The organism is Kosmotoga pacifica (assembly GCF_001027025.1).
Taxonomy (GTDB): domain Bacteria; phylum Thermotogota; class Thermotogae; order Petrotogales; family Kosmotogaceae; genus Kosmotoga_B; species Kosmotoga_B pacifica.
The window spans coordinates 1,423,544-1,442,493 of the sequence record NZ_CP011232.1 but is presented as its reverse complement, the minus strand read 5'-3'; the positions used below and the strand labels follow the sequence as shown (position 1 = coordinate 1,442,493).

The following is an 18,950-nucleotide window of genomic DNA, read 5'->3' as shown; positions in this document are numbered from 1 at the left end:
TATGATAAAGCTTAACAAAGTAACTAAAGTCTATGCTGGTGAAGTAAAGGCCGTCAACCACCTTTCCTTAGAAGTCAAAGCCGGCGAAATATTTGGGTTCCTTGGCCCCAATGGAGCCGGGAAAACCACTACAATAAAGATGATAACAGGTGTCATAAAGCCCACAGAGGGTAAGGTTGAGGTCTGCGGAATCGATATCCAAAAAGAACCGGTCAAAGCAAAAAGGCTTATCGGCTACGTAGCTGATGAACCTATCGTTATGGAAAAACTCAAAGGTATCGAGTATCTTAACTTCATCCTGAACGTGTTTCAAGTACCAAAAGATGTTAGAGCAGAGAGGATAGAAGGGTTACTAAAGGCTTTCAAATTATCGCACGCCATTATGGACCCGGTAAACACATACTCCCATGGAATGAAGCAAAAGCTCAGCCTTATAGCGGCGCTGTCACATAATCCAAAAGTGTGGGTATTGGACGAACCCATTGTTGGTCTAGATCCAGAATCGGCTTTCATTCTAAAAAAAATGATGCGAAACCATGCAGATTCTGGCAATATTGTGTTTTTTTCCACACATATAATGGAAATTGCGGAAAAGATATGTGACAGAATCGGCATTATTCATAAAGGGCAGTTAAGATTCGTGGGAACCGTTGAGGAGTTCAAAAAGCTTCAGGGAGAAGGCACCCTTGAAGAACTCTTCTTAGAGGTGACGAGAAGTGGAACTGAAAAGATTGATTTCTCTTATCTGGACAATAGCTAACGCAAACTATGGCTTCAGCAACATAAAATATACGTACTCAAAAGACAAAAAAAGACTCTGGATATTAGTGCTCATGGCTTACGTAATCGGAGTACTCATTTTTTCCTTCGTGTATTTTTACAAGCCTTTACTGGTCAACAGTTATCGACAATTAGCAGCTATAGGAATGGAGCGGTTATTTCTGGCTAACGCTTTTGTGAGTAGCGGGGTCATAGGGTTTATGACAGGATTTTTTCTGTTGATCAACACTCTCTTCTTCTCGAAGGATATGAAAGTCTTAACCACACTTCCTCTCAAAGCCTCGGAAGTGGTGACTGCAAAATTGTTCACCGTGATCATTTTTCAGATGCTTGTTTCTATCGTTATTTTGCTCCCCTCATTGATATATTTTGGATTGAAAAACAATATGGGTGTCTCGTACTGGATTTACACCGCCGTTTTATTTCTTCTCTCGCAGATATTTCCGATGCTGTTCCAGACAGTACTGGTCTTGCCACTATCCAGAGTGGTGAGGTTCAGTAAGCTCAAGGACTTTATGTTGTACTTTCTTGGGGGAGCTGCTCTGGCGGGATCGTTAGTCGCGCTTTTTTTCATCTACAGGTCCTCTTTCAGTGGAGGAAAAGAGGGTTTGGACTTTGCAAATTTTTTAGCCGATCCAAACGCACTGATAAACAAGCTTACATACATTTACCCGCCTGCATTCTTTGCCACAAAAACCCTTTTGGGCAGCGGGATAGTCGGATCTCTATGGCTGCTGGGAAATATCGGTTTACATGGATTAGTTTTTGCTTTCACCATCTGGTTCGCAAAAAAATATTATTACGACACATACAGCGAACTTCAGGAATTCTATGCCATGAGAAAGGATGTCACCAGTGAAGAGCTTATAGAAAAACTCAGCAAAGAAAGAAGTTGCCTTTCTATTTTGCACTCGAGGGAATGGAAGTATTTCCTGAGGGTTCCTTCCTTTGCTCTGAATGGACTCGCTGGAACGTTGATAATGCCAGTGATGGCGCTGATGTTTATATATATCTATAGAGGGAATCCCCAGGTCGGAGAGCAAATAGATAGCTTTCTGTTTGCGGTCAAGGATTTTTATGTTCCTATAGGTATTCTTGCTGGAGTGCTCGTGAGTTCAATGAATGGGCTTGCCGCTTCTACCTTTAGTCGAGAAGGTAAATTGTTATCCGAACTCAAGGTTCTTCCACTCAGTGCCACAGATATTTTCAAGGCGAAATTCTTGAACATCATGGAAGTGGGAGCTATGGGGATTCTGTTTATGACTGTTGTACTCCATATCATGTTTGGAGGAACTGTACTTCAGGATGTTCTAATAGTGCTATTATCCCTTATTGTTTCAGCTTTTCTCAATTTGATACAGTTTATGATCGACGCGATAAGACCTTTATTGAACTGGGATAATCCCCAGAGAGCTATCAAGCAAAACTGGAACGTGGCACTTTCGATTTTCATTGTTTTTGGCTTCGTTGGAGGGTTCGGTTTTCTCATAACACGTACAATCGATGTTATCTCACCAGCTTTATTAACAATTTTGATTACTTTTAGTAGCATAGCGGGTTTTCTGGCTCTGTTAAAACCCGCACTGAAAAAGATCGAACAATTAATATTTAGAGACGTGTAAAACTTCTAGTTTTTCTGAAAAGGTGATAAAATTATATTTAAGGCGGGGGGTGATTAGGTGGACGTTTTCTTATTTGTCAATAGGTATGTATTGATCCTTTCATCGATTTTGTGGGCCGGGTTCAGTATTACACTTGGCTTCTTTCTCATTCCTTTAATAGCAAAGAAAGACATACCGGAAATCAAGGTACTGGTCTTCAATATCCTTAGGACTTACAGGAGAGTTATGTACATCTGCTGGATCCTCATGTTGGGTACCAGCCTGGTTGAATATTTCATCATTCATGCCATCAGCAATTTCGAAAACGTGTGTCAGTCTCTAATAATATCGGGGCTTGCTGTTTTTACTCTGCACATCATCTGGTCAATATACCTTTTATCAATTGCAAAAAAGAATGAATATAACCCCCTCGCAATGACTGAAAGGGATATGAGAATCCTTGTCGGTGGGAGTTATTTCAACAACTTTCTGATTATCTCAATAATCCTTATCTATGCCATTGTGGAAATGATGTTTCACCTGTAGCCCAGAAGCCTTTCATCGAGCAGTGAAAGTTCCTTCTGAAGCAATTCTCTCTCCTCAAGTAAATTGAGGAATTTTTCTTCTATGAGACTGATCTCTTCTTGTAATTTTTGAAGTTTCTGATAATCAGCTGAATGCAATGCAATTTCTTGATACAGTTTCTCCAGTGATCTTTCAAGTTCTTTTTCCCGAATATTCAAAGTTTCAAGCATTTCTGAAAGTTTTTTCCGCTGGTTACTGAGCCTTCGTTTTTCCTTGAAATTTTTTTGCTTACTCGCATTGTCTTTTTGTCTGAGAAATGTATCTTTGAACTCATCAAAATTCTCCAGATATATTTCCAATCTATCAAGATGTTCCAACTTGTTGGACTTGATGACTACATATTTTTCACAGATATTCTTTAGAAACTCCCTGTCGTGGGAAACGAGAATAATCGCGCCTTTGTATTCCATAAGCACCTTTTCTAGGCTCTGAATTGACCAGATGTCAAGGTTGTTCGTGGGCTCATCCATAATTAACACATTTGGTTTCTTGAGAATCATCTTTGCGAGGGCAAGACGCGTCTTTTCACCTCCGCTCAGTAATCCCACTTTCTTAAAAACACTCTCGCCTTCGAAACCGAACCGCCCGAGGTACTTTCTGATTTCAAAGTCTGGCCAGTCAGGCACAAGCTCCCAGCATTCCTGTATGACTTCCTTTTCAAATGAGAGCTCGTCTGACATCTGGGAAAGATATCCCCAACTGACATTATATCCCCATTTCACTTCACCTGAAGACGGTGAAAGCTGTCCAGCGAGTATCTTCAATAGTGTCGATTTACCGCTACCGTTTGGTCCAACTATACCGAGTTTCTCGCCACGGTGCAGTACAATCTCCGCCCCGTTGAAAACAACTCTTTTATCATAGCTGAAATGGAGGTTCTTCACTTCCAACACCACATAACCTGTTCTGGAAGGTTCAGGAAGCCTTATCTTCGGAGAATCTCCCTCTTCAGGGATCGAAATTGTCTCCAACTCTTCCTTGAGTCGTTCTATCTGCTTCTCTTTACTAACAGCCTGACGAATGAATTTTTCGCCTCCCCAGAGTCTGTACCTTCGGGCCACAATCTGAAGCCTGTCTATCTCATTTTCGAGCTTTTCTCGCTTTTTTAGAGCACTCTTTACGAACAGTTCCCTTTCAGAAACATAATTATCGAAACTTCCGGGAAAGTCCCAGAGCTTTCGGCTATTTATTTCCCAGAACCTGTTTCCCACACTTCTTATGAGGTGTCTATCATGTGATACGAGAAGCACCGCTCCGCGGTATGAGTTCAGGAATGCAATGAGCCAGTCGACGGACTTCAGGTCCAAGTGATTTGTGGGTTCATCAAGTAGTAAAAGATCATAATCCAAAAGGAGCAATCTTCCCAGCGCGATTCTCGTAATTTCCCCACCACTGAAACTGCCGAGTTCCCTCTCCCAGTCTTCTGAGGAAAACTCAAGCCCTGTTAATATGCTCCTGACACGTCTATCAAAACTGTAATATTCCTCTGTATCTGGCTCTATTTTCTCTTTTTCATTCATATAAAAATCCATAAGAGACAAATGTCTGTCTGTAATTCGTTCCTGAACCTGATAACCTATTCTGATACTTGAAGCTCTATGTACCTCTCCATAAGTTGGTTCAAGCAAACCTGCAATTATTTTCAGAAGGGTCGATTTGCCACTTCCATTCTGACCGATCAATATAATTTTGTCCTGTCTGTTTATTGATGTAGAAATATTATTGAAGAGTAACCCCTCACCGTAATCGTGAGTCACTCCGCTCAAAGTAACGAGCATATTTGACCTCCCAAATATATTTTATGCTTTGGAATCGAAGTACACTTTCGATTTTATCATTGAACATCGATGGAACCTTCAAATAGTACGAAAAGGAGCGGTATCAACCGCTCCTTTTGAGAACTCCCTTCTTTTTCGCCCAGTGCTCCATGATCTGGAAGAAATATATTCCAATCGGGAGAAGGAAAAAACCAAGAATCAATAATGGCCAGACCTCTGACCACAATTCATTGAAGCCTTTCCCATCAAGTATAGCGGAGCGCATGCCTTTGAGAGCGTAAGTCGCCGGTGACAGCCTTGCTACTTTCTGCATCCACAAGGGTAACACGGTTATCTCATAATAAACACCGGAGAACATCAGCAACAGCGCTTGAAAGATATGGACAACCTGAACGCCCTTCTCTGGTGAAATCAATGGCAGAATAGCTGCTACCATTCCCAGACCTATAAAGGAGAAACTCGCTATCGCCAATATTGCGGTTGCAGAGGCGAAGTTGGCTTTTGAAAGATCCAGGTCGAAAAAGATCGAGACCACCAGAAGGATCAAACCCGCTCGCAATATTCCATAGAGAATAGCGAACCCACATACGCTCAAGAGGTGCGTTGCCCTTTTGATAGGAGCCATGAATGTATATTCTATTGTTTCTTCCCAGCGCTCCCAGGCGACCGTCTCGGCTACTATCTCAAATAGTATCGAGAGATAACCCCAGAGAATCGACCCGAGAAGCATATAGAGAATCAGATAATTCGTATCCAGTACAGCTCCTGAAAAAGCCTCCACACCTTTGCCAATGAACCCCATCGTTATGGAGTTGGCTATAGTGTATGCGAAGAAAACAACTTCCCATTTCCAATAACGTTTTATAAGATTGAAGTTCCGTACAATAAAGGCCCAGGAAGCCCGCATTTCCCGCACTATGCTTTGAGTACTCATGCACTTTCAGCCTCCTCGTACTCCGCCTCATCAAAGCTGATACCCGTGAATTCCATAAAAACGTCTTCAAATGTCGGATTCGTGACTTTGTGAGCGATCATAGTTTTCAATTCACTCGTTCGTCCTTTGATAATTATCCGGCCTCTGTGAATTATCGCCACATAATCACATAGCCTTTCTGCTTCTTCCATGTCATGAGTCGTGAGAAGTATAGTTGCCCCCATATTTTCTCTCATTTGGAGTATTAACGATTGCACTTCACGCTTTGCCCTTGGGTCAAGTCCAGTTGTGGGTTCATCAAGAAGCATCAATCTTGGTTCAGTCATGAAAGCCCTGGCAATGGCAACTTTTTGCTGCATCCCCCTTGAAAAATCTTCCAGAGGGTCGTTAAGGCGTTTCCTATCAAGTCCCACCTTTTCAGAGATGTCATAAATCTTTTCCAGTGCTTCCTTCTTCGATATACCATGTATACCGGCAGCAAAAAGCAGGTTCTCCATCGCCGATAGCTTTTTGAAAAAACTCGCTTCGGCTGAAACGCGATTAATTAGTCTCTGGACTTTCGTGGCTTCCTTCACCACGTCATATCCGAAAATCTTTATGCTCCCAGTATCGGGTATCAACAGAGTTGATGCTATCCGGATGAAGGTTGACTTTCCAGAGCCATTCGGACCCAATAAACCATATATCTCGCCTTCCCTTATCTGAAGGTTTATCCCTTTTAGGGCATGAACAATCCTTTTGCTCTTTTTGAATTGCTTCTTTATGTTTTCAGATATCAACGCGTAATTCATAGTCCACCACCTCCAATTCGCATGAGCCTTTTCAACAGTTCGTAATGAATCTTGTTCACCTTTTTCTCTATTTCAACAGGAGAAGACTTAGCCCCGCGATAAATGGAATTATGATAGTGTTTCTTCTTACTCATAGTAACCTCCCTCTTTCCCGGATAAATCCAATGTCTTTAAGTGTTTCTTCTCTTATCTTTTCAATGGTTCTATCGATTTTAATGACAGATTTTATACGCTTTTGGTGCATTGCAATACCCCCTTTCAAAGTACCAACTTAACAAATTCTCCTTGACCATCAAACAAACTCTCTTTCGTTATATCGGCGCGACAGATGCCCGATTTACAGTCCCTGTTTTCAACTACGACGATTGCGTTGCTCTTCCAAAAGTTATGCCTCATGTTATTCACCTCCTGCGACAGAAGAAAGGAACCAAAAAAAAGGGCCGTGACTTTCGCCACGACCCTTGTATCCTCGAAACCTGTACTATACAGGCTTATACCTCCATAGACGTACAAAGGCGTGGCAAAGCAGAGTAACCCCAGATACAGGGGTAAATGCTACCATTCTGTTCCTAAAAATCATTGCCACACCTCCTCACATTCTTGATTTCCGTGTCATTATACCATAAAAGCCCTTTATAGCAAAGTCCCTTTGTTACAAATTCATTTCATCAACCAGTCGATTATCATTTTTGTGAATTTGTAATTATCGTTACCGGGATATTTGAAATCGTAATCACTGAAAATCGCCTTGCCGAGTACCGCGATTCTCGACTTTCCTATCTTCTCACCAGCAGCAAAGATTACCTTTTCGACTGGGAAAGCATCTCCTCTGCCATCTGCATCAACACTCTTCGTGTCTTCATCACCGGTGGCAAATATCTCTACTCCAGATCCTTCATTGACCAGCAACGAACAACCGCTATAAACATCAACTTTCTTTTCAGGAATGAATTTCAGCTCACTTTTTGGAAATGTCTTTATTTCCACCTTGTAAGAAGCACCGTAATTGTCCGTTGGGTCAACGATTTGATCGTCATTCAACCTAATACTGGAACCGATCAACTCTAGAAACCGGTTCATAACTTGAGGATGGCTACCATCCCTGAAATCCGATTTTCCTGTTAAGAGGAGTCTTCCACCGTTTTTCAGGAAGGTGGTTACCGCTTCGTACTCGTCCTTCGTGTAGCCTGCACCATCCATAAGAACAAGGAGTTTTACACTTTTGAGTATCTCATCTGATAGGGGTTCATAGAGGAACTTACTCAAATATCCCCAACTGTCTATAGCTGCAGAAAAATCATTCAGCTTATCCCGCGAATAATCGTTTCCGTGGGCTGTATCTATGAGTACCACCGGTATTTTGTTTTCGGATTCGGGTTCGACTATTTCATTTACACCAAAGAGCTCGTTCAAAAGCTCGACGTTCGCTGAGATAACCCTATCAGTAAAGGGATCTCCTGCGAATACAAGAACCTTGCCATTTCCGTAATTTCCTTCGAAATGTGTACCAGCGCCCACCAGTTCCCTGTAGCCATCGAAGGTTATACCAGATATTTCCTCCACGTCATCTGCGATCACGTTTCCGAAGATGATAGGTTGGTCTAGAGCCTTCAAAAGGTTGTTGTATGAATCGATTATAGCTTGGGAAATGGGTGCTCCATTTCCTAAAATGATGAGGGTTCCACCATTTTCGACATAGTTTTTAATCATATTTAAATGTAGAGGCATTAGAATCTTCAATTTTTCAAAGAAGCCTTTTGTGCCCGGCAACGGCAGAATAAAAACGTCTTTATTAGAGAGGTCATTGGGCTTCAACATTCTTTCAGCTTCTACGATCTTATGTCCCGCTGTGTTGATGGAAGCCTTCAATATTTCCCTGGCGTTCATGGAATAATTGTCGTGCGTTTTATCGAGAAGTATATTCAACGAAGCGGATGACCTCACAGTCAGTTCAAGTTTATAATTCACTTCATTGTCTATGCAAAAAATAATGGTGCTATCTTTCTCAGACTCGGGTGTAAATTCAAGAACCGCTGTTTCCGCCGAAAGAGCACCCAATGAAAATTTCTTGTTTGCCAATACTTTCCCTTCCGGGTTTTTTAGATATACCACGAACTCCTTCGAGGTATCATTCAAATTTGCAACGACGAACTTTGTGACGACTTTCTCACCGGGTTTCACGTTACCGGGATGTACTGAGGGGTTATAGAGATAGCACTTTAAAGAGCTCTGCACCCACACGGGTGTTGTTACGATCTCCTGACCGTCGGCTTCGAGAATATATGCAAAGAAATATTCATAAGAACTCTCTATGGGTATCTCCTCGCTGTATTCAAAAACGGTTGCGTTGACATCAAAAGATTTGTAGATTCCATATTTTGAATAGATAACAACTTTAGCTATCGGGTCATCATCAGTTTCTTTTATTTTCAGAACGAGCTTCAGTGAACTCGCATCGTAGATGATAGACCCGAGAGGCTCGCCGTTGCCCGAGAATTCCACTACCACATTGCTATCCTCGGTTCCATAAGTACGTCTTTTCATTAAACTATCAAGAATGTCGTCAAGTTTTAACGAAGGAGAATACACGGCCGTCCTCGAATCATTTGCCGCACCCCAGTTAGCTTTATGATTGTCCTGGCCCACAGTTGTACCGAGGTGCCAACCATTTGCGAATGCGAGTCTGACAGCATTGAACATTTCCGGGGAGATGGTATCACCCAAAGACCAGTTCCCATTTCCAATTTCTACGAGATTGATATATTCATCAGCTTTTGGATAGTATTTGAAATCATCAAAAATTCCAAACATAGACATAGGGTGGTTGAACTGAGCAAGAACCTTTCTACTCTCTATCCAGCTGTAAAAGCTATCGAGATCCGGTGACTCATTCCTGTCCGTCCAATCAGGAGCTTCATATACATTGATATGTCCCCAGCCGGTAGCCGTCCATTCGAACCCAGCAATAGCGAGAAAATTATCGCTGCTATTCACATGTGCGGCTTCTTTCATCGCTTCGAACTTGTCTCTACCATCTGACAGAGTTTGCTCAAAATAGTGGGCGTGGTCCGTTACAGCCAAGAAATCCATTTTGGGAACATTTTTTGCAAAGTTATACGCAAACTCAGGTGTCTTTTGACCATCGGAATAAGAGGTGTGAGAATGAAGATTCCCAAAGAAAAGATTCAGACCTACAAACTGAGCATAACTCATTGAAACAAAGAGCAGTATGAGTGTTACAAATAACAGCTTTTTCATCTTCTATTCCCCCCTTTTCTTTATCAGAAAATTGTATCACAAAGCACCTCTAGAACCCATGTGATATAATTTACTAGCTATTCTGAAAACTCCGGAGGATTTATGGAAGAGAACCGAAAGCAAACCTTTTCATATAAAAAGGCGTTCTACGCTTTGATAATTAGCCTTATCGTTATCTTCGCTATCCTTGCCTTTCTGGGTGAAAACGTCGACTTGTCGTTAGTCCTGAAACTATCTCCTTCATGGATTATTGGGACTATTTCCATCTATATGCTCGCACAATCAATCAACGCATTGAGGACAAAGCTCCTGCTGAAATCATATGGGATCAACTTGCCATACAAAGAAGCTTTCGCAAATATATTACTGATGCAGTTTTTCAACAATCTTACTCCTTTCGCCGCCGGTGGTCAGCCTTACCAGGTATACGATCTCTCAAAGAGGGGCGTCGAGACAACGACAGCCGCAGCTGTCGTCGTTTCAAGGTATGTCGTGAACAATGTGGCCATATTGATCCTTGCATTGATTTTTCTGCCAAAATACTGGAACGCTTTCCTCAAAATCCCAGGAATAGGAATTTTCGCGTCTCTCGGAGCGCTCATGACCATCGCACTGTTGATCTTTCTCGTTACTCTCTCGTATTCGAAAAAAATGCTTATAAGGTCCCTCGATATATTCTTAAAGCCGACGTTCATACGAAAACTCCTTGGAAAGTCGCTGGATTGTGAACCCGATGAGGTCAGAGAATATCTCATAAAAAAATTCGAAGAGTTCAATTATTACATGAAGCTCATCTGGAAAAAAGGGCCACACAATATGTTCATAGATATAGCACTATCAATCCTGTTCAGCGTTGTATTTAAGTTCATTATGTACTTCGTACTCATGGGACTTTTGGGTGTATCTCAGGTTACTTCATCCGTTTCTTTCCTTGAAGTCTGGGGTGTCCAGGAACTTCTGTTCCTTGTGGCCTTCTATGTGCCGACTCCGGGCGCGAGCGGAGCCCTGGAGCTCGGTTTGTTTTACATGCTGGGTGGTGTTCTCCCAAAAGGGGTTATAGGCATCGCTGTGGCTCTCTGGAGGCTGCTGACATACCATTTCATGATAGTCCTTGGAACAGTGATTTTTCTGGCAAGGCAAAAAAGAATAGCAAATAAAAAAAACCGGGGGAATTGAGGGTCCCCCGGAATATCGAAACTGTTTATCAGAACGCGGTAAAGTAGTACATCCAGCCGTCCGTTATTAACGCTCCGCCTCCATCCATGTAGACCTCGAAGAACACACGCCTGTCAGCATCGTTGTCGTATTCCACATAGCCGCTTACTACTGCGTAGTAGTCCTCCAAGTCATCTACCTCTAAGACAGGAATAATGTAGAATTCGTACAGTGGAGGTGGCGCGTTATCAGGAAGTGTGAAAGAACCACCATCAAAAAAGATGGTTGTTGAAAATTCATCAGCTGTGATAACATTAATAGCCTTTATGTTGAAAGCGATCACAGGAACTTCAGATACATCAACCGGTGTCCCATCCAAAGTGTAGAACTGTATGTTTTCCACAACTACTTTGGGCTTTGACGAGAACTCCGCAGGCACTGCATACCATGCTGTTCCTTCCGTTACCTCGAAGTCTTTCCAGGAATAGCCATGTTGTTCCGCCATTCTGCCTCCATAGTACATCCAGCTGTAAGGATCGAAGGGATCCCCGTTCCCAAAATAGACGTCGTACATGCCTGGGTCTATTCCTATGAAGGGCGCGTAACCATCGCCGAAAGTCTTGGCTGTATAAATAGGCAGCCAGGGGTCGTGAGGTATCAGGGTCACGTACACACCGTTCAGCGGTTCTTTCGAACCATCAGCATAAGTTCTTCTGGAGAGGGCTTTAAACACCACTTCTCCACCATTTCCTATGCTGTCAGGATCGACCGCGAGGGAACCGGATACGTCCAGTCTGCCCCAGCCGCTGGCTAGGTCGAATCCGGGCTCCAGTATGTCCACGGCACCCCTTTCTAGGATCTTTCTGTATTGGTAGGGATTAAGAACTTCTTCTTCCTCACTGTACTTCTGCATCAACAGAGCGAGAGCACCCGAAACATGGGGACAGGCCATGGAGGTCCCACCGTAGAAAGCATAGGGGTAAGAATCGAAGACGAACTCATCTTCGTCCCAGAGCGGAACGGTCGAAAGAACGGTGTAATCGCCAGGAGCTGCTACGGATATTTTCCTGCTTCTGCTGGAAAAGTTAGTCACTCCATCCACTGCGGTGCTTGCAGCCACTACTACAACACCGGGGTACATCTTGGGACTGCCGATTTCATCTACACGTTCGTTCCCTGCGGAATTAACGAAAATAACGTTGTTAACATAAGCATAGGTTATAGCATCATGAAGCATCGATGAATAACCCTTTCCACCCCAGGAGTTTGAAAGAATATTTGCTCCGTGATCAACTGCCCATACTATCCCACTGGCAACATACTCATCTCCAATGTAACCTGGCTGGAAAATGGGGATATCCATGAGTTTTGCACCGGGGGCGACACCTGTTACGCCGATACCATCGTCCTTGGCAGCAATAGTCCCGGCGACGTGGGTACCATGTGCCTCAAAAGAATAATCTATGTTCGTAGCCACCTCAGTGCCCAAAAGAGGGTCATACCTCATTGCAACTTGCCCTTCCAGATCTGGGTGCGTTGAATCGATACCGGTATCGATTACAGCCACAATGATCCCACTGCCGTCGTAGCCCAAAGACCAGGCTTCAGGCGCACCTATCTTCTCGACGCCCCAGACAAATTCCATAAGGTCAGGAATACCCTCGGTGGCAACTTCTGTAACAGTGAAGGAAGGCATTCCAAGTTCTTTCAGTACGTCTGGGGACTTCAAAGGCTCGTCCAGTTCTCTCTCGTAACTGGGCTCTATGTATCTCAAAGCCAGGTCCTTGTTCCTAACTACATCCAGCAGCTCGTCCTTTATGTCCACAAGTTTGCCGTCGAATCGGATGCTTGCAGCCTTTATTTGAGGTATGTCAAGCACTATCTCCGCATCAAGAGCCTCTGCTAGCTTCTCAACATCTGAATAATTTTCGTATCCAATGTTCAACCTACCTTCGTAGTAGGGGGCATTTTCAATAGCCTGCCATATTCCAGTAACATCCGCTTTTTCTTCATGATTCGGGACGAGCGTACAGGCAGAAATAACCAAAGCAAGCAGTGCAATAATTACTAAGAGTTTCATCGATTTCATTCAAATCCCCCCTTTCTTAGTAACCTTCGCCAGTGGTGAAGCGGTTGTAGTAGTCAGGCTCGTTCACCCACCGGTCTATCCCATAACCCCAATCTATGGTCACAGCCAATGATATCCAATCCTCGAACCCGTCACCATCTTCGTCGTCTCCATAGTAAATCGCGTAAGCATAGTCCAGTCCCCATTCATAGGTCTTATAGGCTTCGAGTCCGTCGAAGAAGTAGTAGTACCAGTCTCCCATGACAAAGTAATACCAATCGTACGAGGGATCGAGGAACTGCACGCTGACCTCCGAGGGTCCGAAGGTGTAGAATTCGTCGTCAGGAACTATGTGTTGGCCGTCACTTTGGGTCGTGTCGTAGATCCAGAGATAATAACCGTAATATATATCATTTTCATCGATCAGCCCACCACCAAGCACCGGAGCTTTAGTGGGGTCCTCCTTGTCAGTAGGTATCCAGCGGAAGATGGGCCTTCTTGACACATTTGTGGCTCTGTTGGCTGGGGATACAAGCTTTACTTTGAAGATATCCAGAGGTACCATTCGAACCACGTTACTATCACCGGATTCACTGCCGTCGCTGTATACAGATCTAACTTTATAAAAATATTCTTTTCCTGGTTCAATGCCAATGCCGTGGTCGAATCCGTAATCCCCGGTTCTGAAAGCCACCTTTTTGTACGTTAAGCCACCGTCATCCGACCGATAGATGTTGTAACCCACAATATCTGTAGAAGTGGCGGGAGCGTCCCAGGCAATCTGGACAAAGATGTTTCCCTCAACCGGCGCTCCATTTAGTTCGTCGAGGTGGAGTTCTTTACTTGCCAATTTAGAACCTGCTGTCTCCTTTAAGCCATAGAACTCGATGGGGCTGTCCTTGGTGAGAGAATATATCCAGACTCCCGTTGGTGCGAATCTCTCCGCGATAACAGGCGTTTCTGGAGGCTGGAAGTTCAGTGTCACGATCTGGTCCATCCTCGCTCTGTTATGGTTGTATGCCACAATATGTAGTAGAATCTCACCTGATTTTCCTTCAAGGCTGTACGTGTACTCAAGCGAAGTAGCACCGAAAGTGGCTGCGTCTCGACCTCCAGCCCAGGGAACATAGCCGAGACCGATGTAGAGTGCGTCAAAGTATTCCCAGTCGTTATCATCGTTGATTTCTACGATGACTGTCACATCGGTGGCTATGTTAGTTGGATCGATGGGATTACCCTCTGCGTCTTCAAAGCGGAAGGTAAACGCGGGAAGTTCAGTCGACTCTGGATTAATCATCGCCCGGTTTGCAGCCATTTCAATTACGGGTACGTTCTCAAGGTCTGTGGCCTCCAGCGCACCACTCACCACAACGCCTTTGACAGCGCTCGGTGCACAATTTTCGGCGTTGACGAGAATTTCAACTTCCTTCTCCAACACTTCTCCCGTCCAAGCAAGGTCCACAGTCGCTTTTCCAAGTTCGTCCGTCACCCCCTCGCCCAGCAGGTCGCCTGTAACAGCATCAAAGACTCTGACCTGAGCATTTTCAAGTGCCGGACCGGTCATGTACTGGACTACTTCCACCATGATCTGTGAAGTCACAAATGTTTCCGGCTGAATGCTTTGAGGACAACCGGAAAGAAGAGCTAGAAGTAAGAGCGCAACAAATGGAAAGAAGAGTTTCTTCATGTGTTTCCCCCCTTTTAGTTGGAATAAAAATGACTAACAAATTATATCACTTGATAGAGGGGAGAAATCAAGGATATAAAGATATTGTTTTTTGACATCCTATATATTGACGATATATCCTAAACAATTACCATATATAGAACTAAATCACTTTCAAACGACTGTACTACTATTTTCGAACTTTCGAACGTTTGATTTTAAGAAACCAGAAAATGTACATAATGCTAAAGTAGAAGAGCAATGCCAATAGTGTGTAGAAATAGTAAACAGGTCTTCCTAGTTTGAAGCCAAGTATAGGTATATTGATGATTATCATTAACGGAAGACCTAGAAAGAGAGCGAAACCACTTCCTATGACCATATCTTCTGCCGTACCTGACTCGAATTGCGGGTCGAGCTCACGCAATAAAGCTATACCTGTGGAGATAGTACCCGTGTGCATCCCAAAAAAAGTAACGATGTGTTCCATAACCGCGTGCTTGTAAATCCATTTCGAAAAATAAATCGTGTATGCGGCAGTTGCCAGGCCACCAGCAGTTGTGATTATGAGTATAGGTATCATGTACTCCTTGATCAGTTCCAGAGAAATAGCGGCTATGGAAGCTGCGACCATGTAATCGAAGACTAATCCTGCAATCCTCTGAAGCAGGAACGAGTTGAGATACTCTCTCTTTTTCTTTTTCCTGAAAAAGTCATAAGTTCCTCTAAAAGAGAATGCAAAGATCACACCTATCACGAAATGAAATCCCCAGAGAACCTGAGCAAAGGTCTCACCAAAGGTACCAAAATTTCCTATCCAACTCGTGAAGTATTTTAAGAAAAGATAAGTGACGAGGTAAACAGAACCCACCACCATCGCCTGAATAGTCATACCATCTATATCAGAGAATTCATAGTCTCGAACGATAGTTTCAACTTTCTCTACTACCTGAGGTCTTTCTGGCACTATCTTTCGTGCCCTCTTACCCTTAACCAAAACGTTTAACATCACTATGCCACCAAAAGTCGCCCAAAGGAAACCTATTGCCGCAATGGTTAGTCCTATAGTCCCACCGTTTTCAAATCCCAGTGCTTCCCACTGACTGCCAATGGAATACGCCTGCCCTGGCCCCTGTGCGAAACCGAGAGGTAGTAGCAATCCAAAGGGTATGAACAGGTTCGGGAAAAAGGTATATGCTAGAACCATAGCGATGGAAAAGCCTATTATCCCCTGAATCGCATATGAAATTGCTATAAAAAAGCCCGTGTTCATCGCCGATCTGGAAGAAGCTGCCTTCCTTTTTTTAAGAGCGATGGAAATGAATCCAATTGCCATGAGATGGTATACGAGAATACCGAGCCTATCATACGAGAAATTCAACAAGTTCAACCCGCCAGGCCCGAAAGCCATTCCTAAGAAACCGGCCAGAACGGCATTGGGAATGAGTAGTTTGTTTAAAGGCTTAATCAATTTTTTCATCAGGATTGCAACACCAAGAAGGAGAGAAAGAATCATAAAGTCACCAACAATACCCCAGCTGTTTTCCACTGCATTCACCCCTATTTCGTCCTTTTCACGCTTAAAGTCCAGAAAGCAAAAACAATCAGTAGATAGATAATAAAACCACCAAGAGTATAGAAAAAGTAAACCGGCTTACCGAACCTAACCCCTAGTATTGGCAGATTTATCAGGCCAAGAAGGGGGAGTCCAAAGATAAGTGCCACACCGCTCCCCAGTACAAGGTCTTCAGCCGTTCCTGTCTCAAAATTGGTATCCACTTCCCTCAACAGGGCCATCCCTGTGGATATTGTACCTGTTTCCATCCCGAATATCGCAACTATATGCTCTATTAAAGCGTGTCGATAGCTCTTTTTACAGAACCATATGGTGTAAGCAACCGTGGTCAACCCTCCAACCATGGTTATTACCAATATTGGTACCATGTTATCGAAAAAGAACTTAAGTGGTATGGCAGAGATTGAAGCCGCTACCATATAGTCAAAAACAAGCCCGCCAACTCTTTGAAGTAAAAAGTCGTTGAGATATTCTGTTTTGTATTTTTCGCTTCTCCTTATAAGGTCGTAACCCTTCCTGAAAGCGAAGGCGAAAAGCACTCCTATTACGAAATGCAGCCCCCACAGAATTTGTGATACTGTTTCTCCAGCTTCTCCAAGATTAGCCAGAGCACCACTGAGAAATTTCAAAAACAGGAAAGTAACAAAGTAGACCACACCGACAGCCAGAAGTTGAATGGTCATGCCGTCGATATCCGAAAATTCGTAGTCCTTCACAAGAGCCTCTAAAGTTTTTTCGCGCGTTTCTCCTTTTTTGGTGGTCCTGTTTTTCAACAGGTATATATTGAGGATGACTATACCACCAACTGTCGCCCATAGGAAGCCAAAAGTCGCCATAACCAGTCCAGCTGTTCCTCCACCGACAAAACCCAGTGCCTCCCACTGGTGACCGATGGAAAATGCTTGTCCCGGGCCCTGATCATAAGCGAGAGGAAGGAGTAATCCCATCAGAGGAAAAGTTCTTTCCGAGAAGAAGTAATGAATAAGAAGGCTCAACGAAAAACCTATAATAGCCTGAATCGTCAAAGACATCGTTATGATAAAACCTGTATTCAAACTCGAACGAGTTAGCTTCGAGTTACCGCCTTTCAAAGCGATGGCTATGAATCCAATGGCAAGAAAATGGTAAATCATCTTCCCCAGCCCATCCCTATCGAAGCTAAAGAGTCCGAGGACATCACTCCCGAGTAAAATACCCAAAAACCCGGCTATTATCGAATTGGGGATAAAGACTCTTTTCAAAGATGGTATCAGTCTTTTCATTAACACTGAGATCGAGAGAAGAAAAGAAAGAAGCATAAAATTATAAACTACAGACCACTGAGAACCCACCGCGCCATCACCTGCCAATTGATAAGTGTTTCAATTTTACCTTAAAAGAGTACTCGTTCCCATTCTCTGGTAAAATATTACCAGAAAAGGAGGAAAGTCATGAATTTCACACCACTCGGTGGAGGCAGAGAAATAGGCGCCAATAGCTATATATTGTCAATAAATGGTCTTAATATCATGATCGACTGTGGCAGGCATCCCGTTAAGGAAGGTTATGGATCGCTTCCTTTGATTGAAGACCTCGATAGGGTTGATTATATCGTGATCTCACACTCTCATTACGACCACTTATCTTCCCTTCCGTATGTCCTGAAAAAATTCCCGGATGTCACTGTACTGACTTCAACGGAGAACAAGTTCCTTGCTCTAAGGATACTGAATAACTCCGTCGAGGTAATGAAAAAAAAGAACGAAAAATGTGGAGAACCTGTACTCTATACCCACAGAGATGTCAAAAAAACGAGGAAAAAAATCGTCCCCCTCGATTATCTTCAACCAGTTGAACTATCAAACGACATTGTCCTGACTCTGTATCCGGCTGGACATGTTATGGGAGCAGCTTCAATCCTCATTGAACACGATGGTAAAAAACTTTTCTATACCGGTGATATTTCACTCTCCCCACAGCTTACTGTTCCCGCAGCGACTCTGCCCGAGAGAGCTGATATCGTCATTTCAGAGGGAACATACGGCCTTAAGGATGCTCAGACTGCCGACAGGCATTCTGAAATCCGGCGTTTGAACAAAAAACTGAAGAAAATCCTCGAGTCCGGCGGTAGGGTGTTGCTACCTGTTTTCGCCCTCGGAAGGGGTCAGGAAGTTCTTTTCATGATCTTAAAGCAGATGGAATCAGGGAAACTCCCACGGGTACCTGTATATATAAATGGTATGGTACACGTGCTCACTGAGCTTTTTCTCACAGAACACAGCGGCATAGATAATAATGAAAGGGCCTGGTTAAGAGAAGCTATAAAAAAATATGTGGTGGTGGTACCGAGAAAGTTCAACTGGCTCCTCAAAGAAAAAAGGCCCATGATTTTGATACTCAGTTCAGGGATGCTAATAGAGGACACGCTATCGTACGTCTTCGCACACGAGATATTGATAGAAGAAAAATCCGCCATTTACTTCATGGGATATCAGAGCCCCGAATCTCCAGGGTTTTCAGTTCTTGAAGCTTTCAGAAATTCTAAAACAGTGACCTTTGACGAAGAGGAACTTGAGGTAAATTGTGATGTCGACATCTTCAATTTCTCTGGTCACGCAAACTATTTTGAATTACTGGAGATCCCCAGAAGGTTGCAGCCTGAAAGATTGATTTATGTACACGGCGACGAAGAAGCTTTGGAAAATCTGAAGGAAGAGCTCAGGTACGAGTTTCAAATAGACATTCCTGAAAATCTTGAGAACATAGCTCTGTGAGCCTC

General features: G+C 43.5%; 16 protein-coding genes. 6 read left to right on the top strand and 10 right to left on the bottom strand.

Features of this window, described 5'->3' with window-relative positions; all coding sequences use genetic code 11:
• Position 1: 1 nt before the first annotated feature.
• The 3 genes from IX53_RS06635 to IX53_RS06625 are packed head-to-tail and all read left to right on the top strand — an operon-like array spanning position 2 to position 2,927.
• Complete coding sequence (locus tag IX53_RS06635) at positions 2 to 760, top strand: ABC transporter ATP-binding protein (RefSeq protein ID WP_047754679.1); 759 nt, start codon at positions 2 to 4, stop codon at positions 758 to 760.
• Positions 717 to 2,402 (top strand): putative ABC transporter permease subunit, encoded by a 1,686-nt coding sequence (locus tag IX53_RS06630; protein ID WP_047754678.1) that lies wholly within the window; start codon positions 717 to 719, stop codon positions 2,400 to 2,402. The genes IX53_RS06635 and IX53_RS06630 overlap by 44 nt, the downstream gene beginning before the upstream one ends.
• Positions 2,403 to 2,459: 57 nt before the next feature.
• The gene (locus tag IX53_RS06625; protein ID WP_047754677.1) at positions 2,460 to 2,927 is read left to right on the top strand and encodes a hypothetical protein; all 468 of its coding nucleotides are present in this window, start codon (positions 2,460 to 2,462) and stop codon (positions 2,925 to 2,927) included.
• Here the strand turns inward: IX53_RS06625 and abc-f are convergent.
• From abc-f to IX53_RS10560, 6 genes are all read right to left on the bottom strand, one after another.
• Positions 2,918 to 4,744, bottom strand: a complete 1,827-nt coding sequence (gene abc-f / locus IX53_RS06620) for a ribosomal protection-like ABC-F family protein (protein WP_047754676.1) — start codon at positions 4,742 to 4,744, stop codon at positions 2,918 to 2,920. The genes IX53_RS06625 and abc-f overlap by 10 nt on opposite strands.
• Positions 4,745 to 4,847: 103 nt before the next feature.
• Positions 4,848 to 5,678 carry an ABC transporter permease gene (locus tag IX53_RS06615; RefSeq protein WP_047754675.1) on the bottom strand — a complete coding sequence of 277 codons (831 nt, stop codon included), beginning with the start codon at positions 5,676 to 5,678 and terminating at the stop codon, positions 4,848 to 4,850.
• On the bottom strand, positions 5,675 to 6,469 hold the full coding sequence (locus IX53_RS06610; RefSeq protein ID WP_047754674.1) for an ABC transporter ATP-binding protein: 795 nt from the start codon (positions 6,467 to 6,469) through the stop codon (positions 5,675 to 5,677). Before IX53_RS06610 ends, IX53_RS06615 begins: the two co-directional genes overlap by 4 nt.
• The gene (locus tag IX53_RS10930) at positions 6,466 to 6,603 is read right to left on the bottom strand and encodes a hypothetical protein (protein WP_156173130.1); all 138 of its coding nucleotides are present in this window, start codon (positions 6,601 to 6,603) and stop codon (positions 6,466 to 6,468) included. Before IX53_RS10930 ends, IX53_RS06610 begins: the two co-directional genes overlap by 4 nt.
• A 124-nt stretch (positions 6,604 to 6,727) precedes the next feature.
• Positions 6,728 to 6,865: a hypothetical protein gene (locus IX53_RS10925; protein ID WP_156173129.1), complete on the bottom strand. Its 138-nt coding sequence runs from the start codon at positions 6,863 to 6,865 to the stop codon at positions 6,728 to 6,730.
• 264 nt (positions 6,866 to 7,129) lie between these two features.
• Positions 7,130 to 9,727 carry a CehA/McbA family metallohydrolase gene (locus IX53_RS10560; RefSeq protein ID WP_053001227.1) on the bottom strand — a complete coding sequence of 866 codons (2,598 nt, stop codon included), beginning with the start codon at positions 9,725 to 9,727 and terminating at the stop codon, positions 7,130 to 7,132.
• Between the two features lie 102 nt (positions 9,728 to 9,829).
• Between IX53_RS10560 and IX53_RS06600 the strand changes: the two genes are divergently transcribed.
• A complete protein-coding gene (locus IX53_RS06600) occupies positions 9,830 to 10,903 on the top strand; it encodes a lysylphosphatidylglycerol synthase transmembrane domain-containing protein (RefSeq protein ID WP_047754673.1) in 1,074 nt (357 codons plus the stop codon).
• 28 nt (positions 10,904 to 10,931) lie between these two features.
• On the opposite strand, the gene IX53_RS10555 is transcribed toward IX53_RS06600, so the two are convergent.
• Complete coding sequence (locus IX53_RS10555; RefSeq protein ID WP_053001226.1) at positions 10,932 to 12,971, bottom strand: S8 family serine peptidase; 2,040 nt, start codon at positions 12,969 to 12,971, stop codon at positions 10,932 to 10,934.
• A 16-nt stretch (positions 12,972 to 12,987) separates the two neighbouring features.
• Positions 12,988 to 14,412, bottom strand: a complete 1,425-nt coding sequence (locus IX53_RS06590; protein WP_169746205.1) for a fibronectin type III domain-containing protein — start codon at positions 14,410 to 14,412, stop codon at positions 12,988 to 12,990.
• A gap of 140 nt (positions 14,413 to 14,552) precedes the next feature.
• Between IX53_RS06590 and IX53_RS11055 the strand changes: the two genes are divergently transcribed.
• Complete coding sequence (locus IX53_RS11055) at positions 14,553 to 14,732, top strand: hypothetical protein (RefSeq protein ID WP_218916053.1); 180 nt, start codon at positions 14,553 to 14,555, stop codon at positions 14,730 to 14,732.
• Positions 14,733 to 14,806: 74 nt separating this feature from the next.
• Here the strand turns inward: IX53_RS11055 and IX53_RS06585 are convergent, their stop codons facing one another.
• Both IX53_RS06585 and IX53_RS06580 read right to left on the bottom strand, forming a co-directional pair.
• Positions 14,807 to 16,165: a sodium/glutamate symporter family protein gene (locus tag IX53_RS06585; RefSeq protein ID WP_047754671.1), complete on the bottom strand. Its 1,359-nt coding sequence runs from the start codon at positions 16,163 to 16,165 to the stop codon at positions 14,807 to 14,809.
• 11 nt (positions 16,166 to 16,176) lie between these two features.
• The gene (locus IX53_RS06580) at positions 16,177 to 17,454 is read right to left on the bottom strand and encodes a sodium/glutamate symporter family protein (protein ID WP_245612696.1); all 1,278 of its coding nucleotides are present in this window, start codon (positions 17,452 to 17,454) and stop codon (positions 16,177 to 16,179) included.
• Positions 17,455 to 17,622: 168 nt separating this feature from the next.
• Here IX53_RS06580 and IX53_RS06575 point away from each other — a divergent pair, with 168 nt between their 5' ends.
• Positions 17,623 to 18,945 carry an MBL fold metallo-hydrolase gene (locus IX53_RS06575; protein ID WP_047754669.1) on the top strand — a complete coding sequence of 441 codons (1,323 nt, stop codon included), beginning with the start codon at positions 17,623 to 17,625 and terminating at the stop codon, positions 18,943 to 18,945.
• The last annotated feature ends 5 nt before the right edge of the window (positions 18,946 to 18,950 follow it).

What these genes read in the sequence shown, in the direction of transcription:
- IX53_RS06575 (WP_047754669.1), top strand. Translation starts at nt 17,623, where the DNA reads ATGAATTTCACACCACTCGGTGGAGGCAGAGAAATAGGCGCCAATAGC.
- IX53_RS10925 (WP_156173129.1), bottom strand. Translation starts at nt 6,865, where the DNA reads ATGAGGCATAACTTTTGGAAGAGCAACGCAATCGTCGTAGTTGAAAAC.
- IX53_RS06600 (WP_047754673.1), top strand. Translation starts at nt 9,830, where the DNA reads ATGGAAGAGAACCGAAAGCAAACCTTTTCATATAAAAAGGCGTTCTAC.
- IX53_RS10930 (WP_156173130.1), bottom strand. Translation starts at nt 6,603, where the DNA reads ATGAGTAAGAAGAAACACTATCATAATTCCATTTATCGCGGGGCTAAG.
- IX53_RS10555 (WP_053001226.1), bottom strand. Translation starts at nt 12,971, where the DNA reads ATGAAATCGATGAAACTCTTAGTAATTATTGCACTGCTTGCTTTGGTT.
- abc-f (WP_047754676.1), bottom strand. Translation starts at nt 4,744, where the DNA reads ATGCTCGTTACTTTGAGCGGAGTGACTCACGATTACGGTGAGGGGTTA.
- IX53_RS06635 (WP_047754679.1), top strand. Translation starts at nt 2, where the DNA reads ATGATAAAGCTTAACAAAGTAACTAAAGTCTATGCTGGTGAAGTAAAG.
- IX53_RS06580 (WP_245612696.1), bottom strand. Translation starts at nt 17,454, where the DNA reads ATGAAAAGACTGATACCATCTTTGAAAAGAGTCTTTATCCCCAATTCG.
- IX53_RS06610 (WP_047754674.1), bottom strand. Translation starts at nt 6,469, where the DNA reads ATGAATTACGCGTTGATATCTGAAAACATAAAGAAGCAATTCAAAAAG.
- IX53_RS10560 (WP_053001227.1), bottom strand. Translation starts at nt 9,727, where the DNA reads ATGAAAAAGCTGTTATTTGTAACACTCATACTGCTCTTTGTTTCAATG.
- IX53_RS11055 (WP_218916053.1), top strand. Translation starts at nt 14,553, where the DNA reads ATGTTTCCGGCTGAATGCTTTGAGGACAACCGGAAAGAAGAGCTAGAA.
- IX53_RS06615 (WP_047754675.1), bottom strand. Translation starts at nt 5,678, where the DNA reads ATGAGTACTCAAAGCATAGTGCGGGAAATGCGGGCTTCCTGGGCCTTT.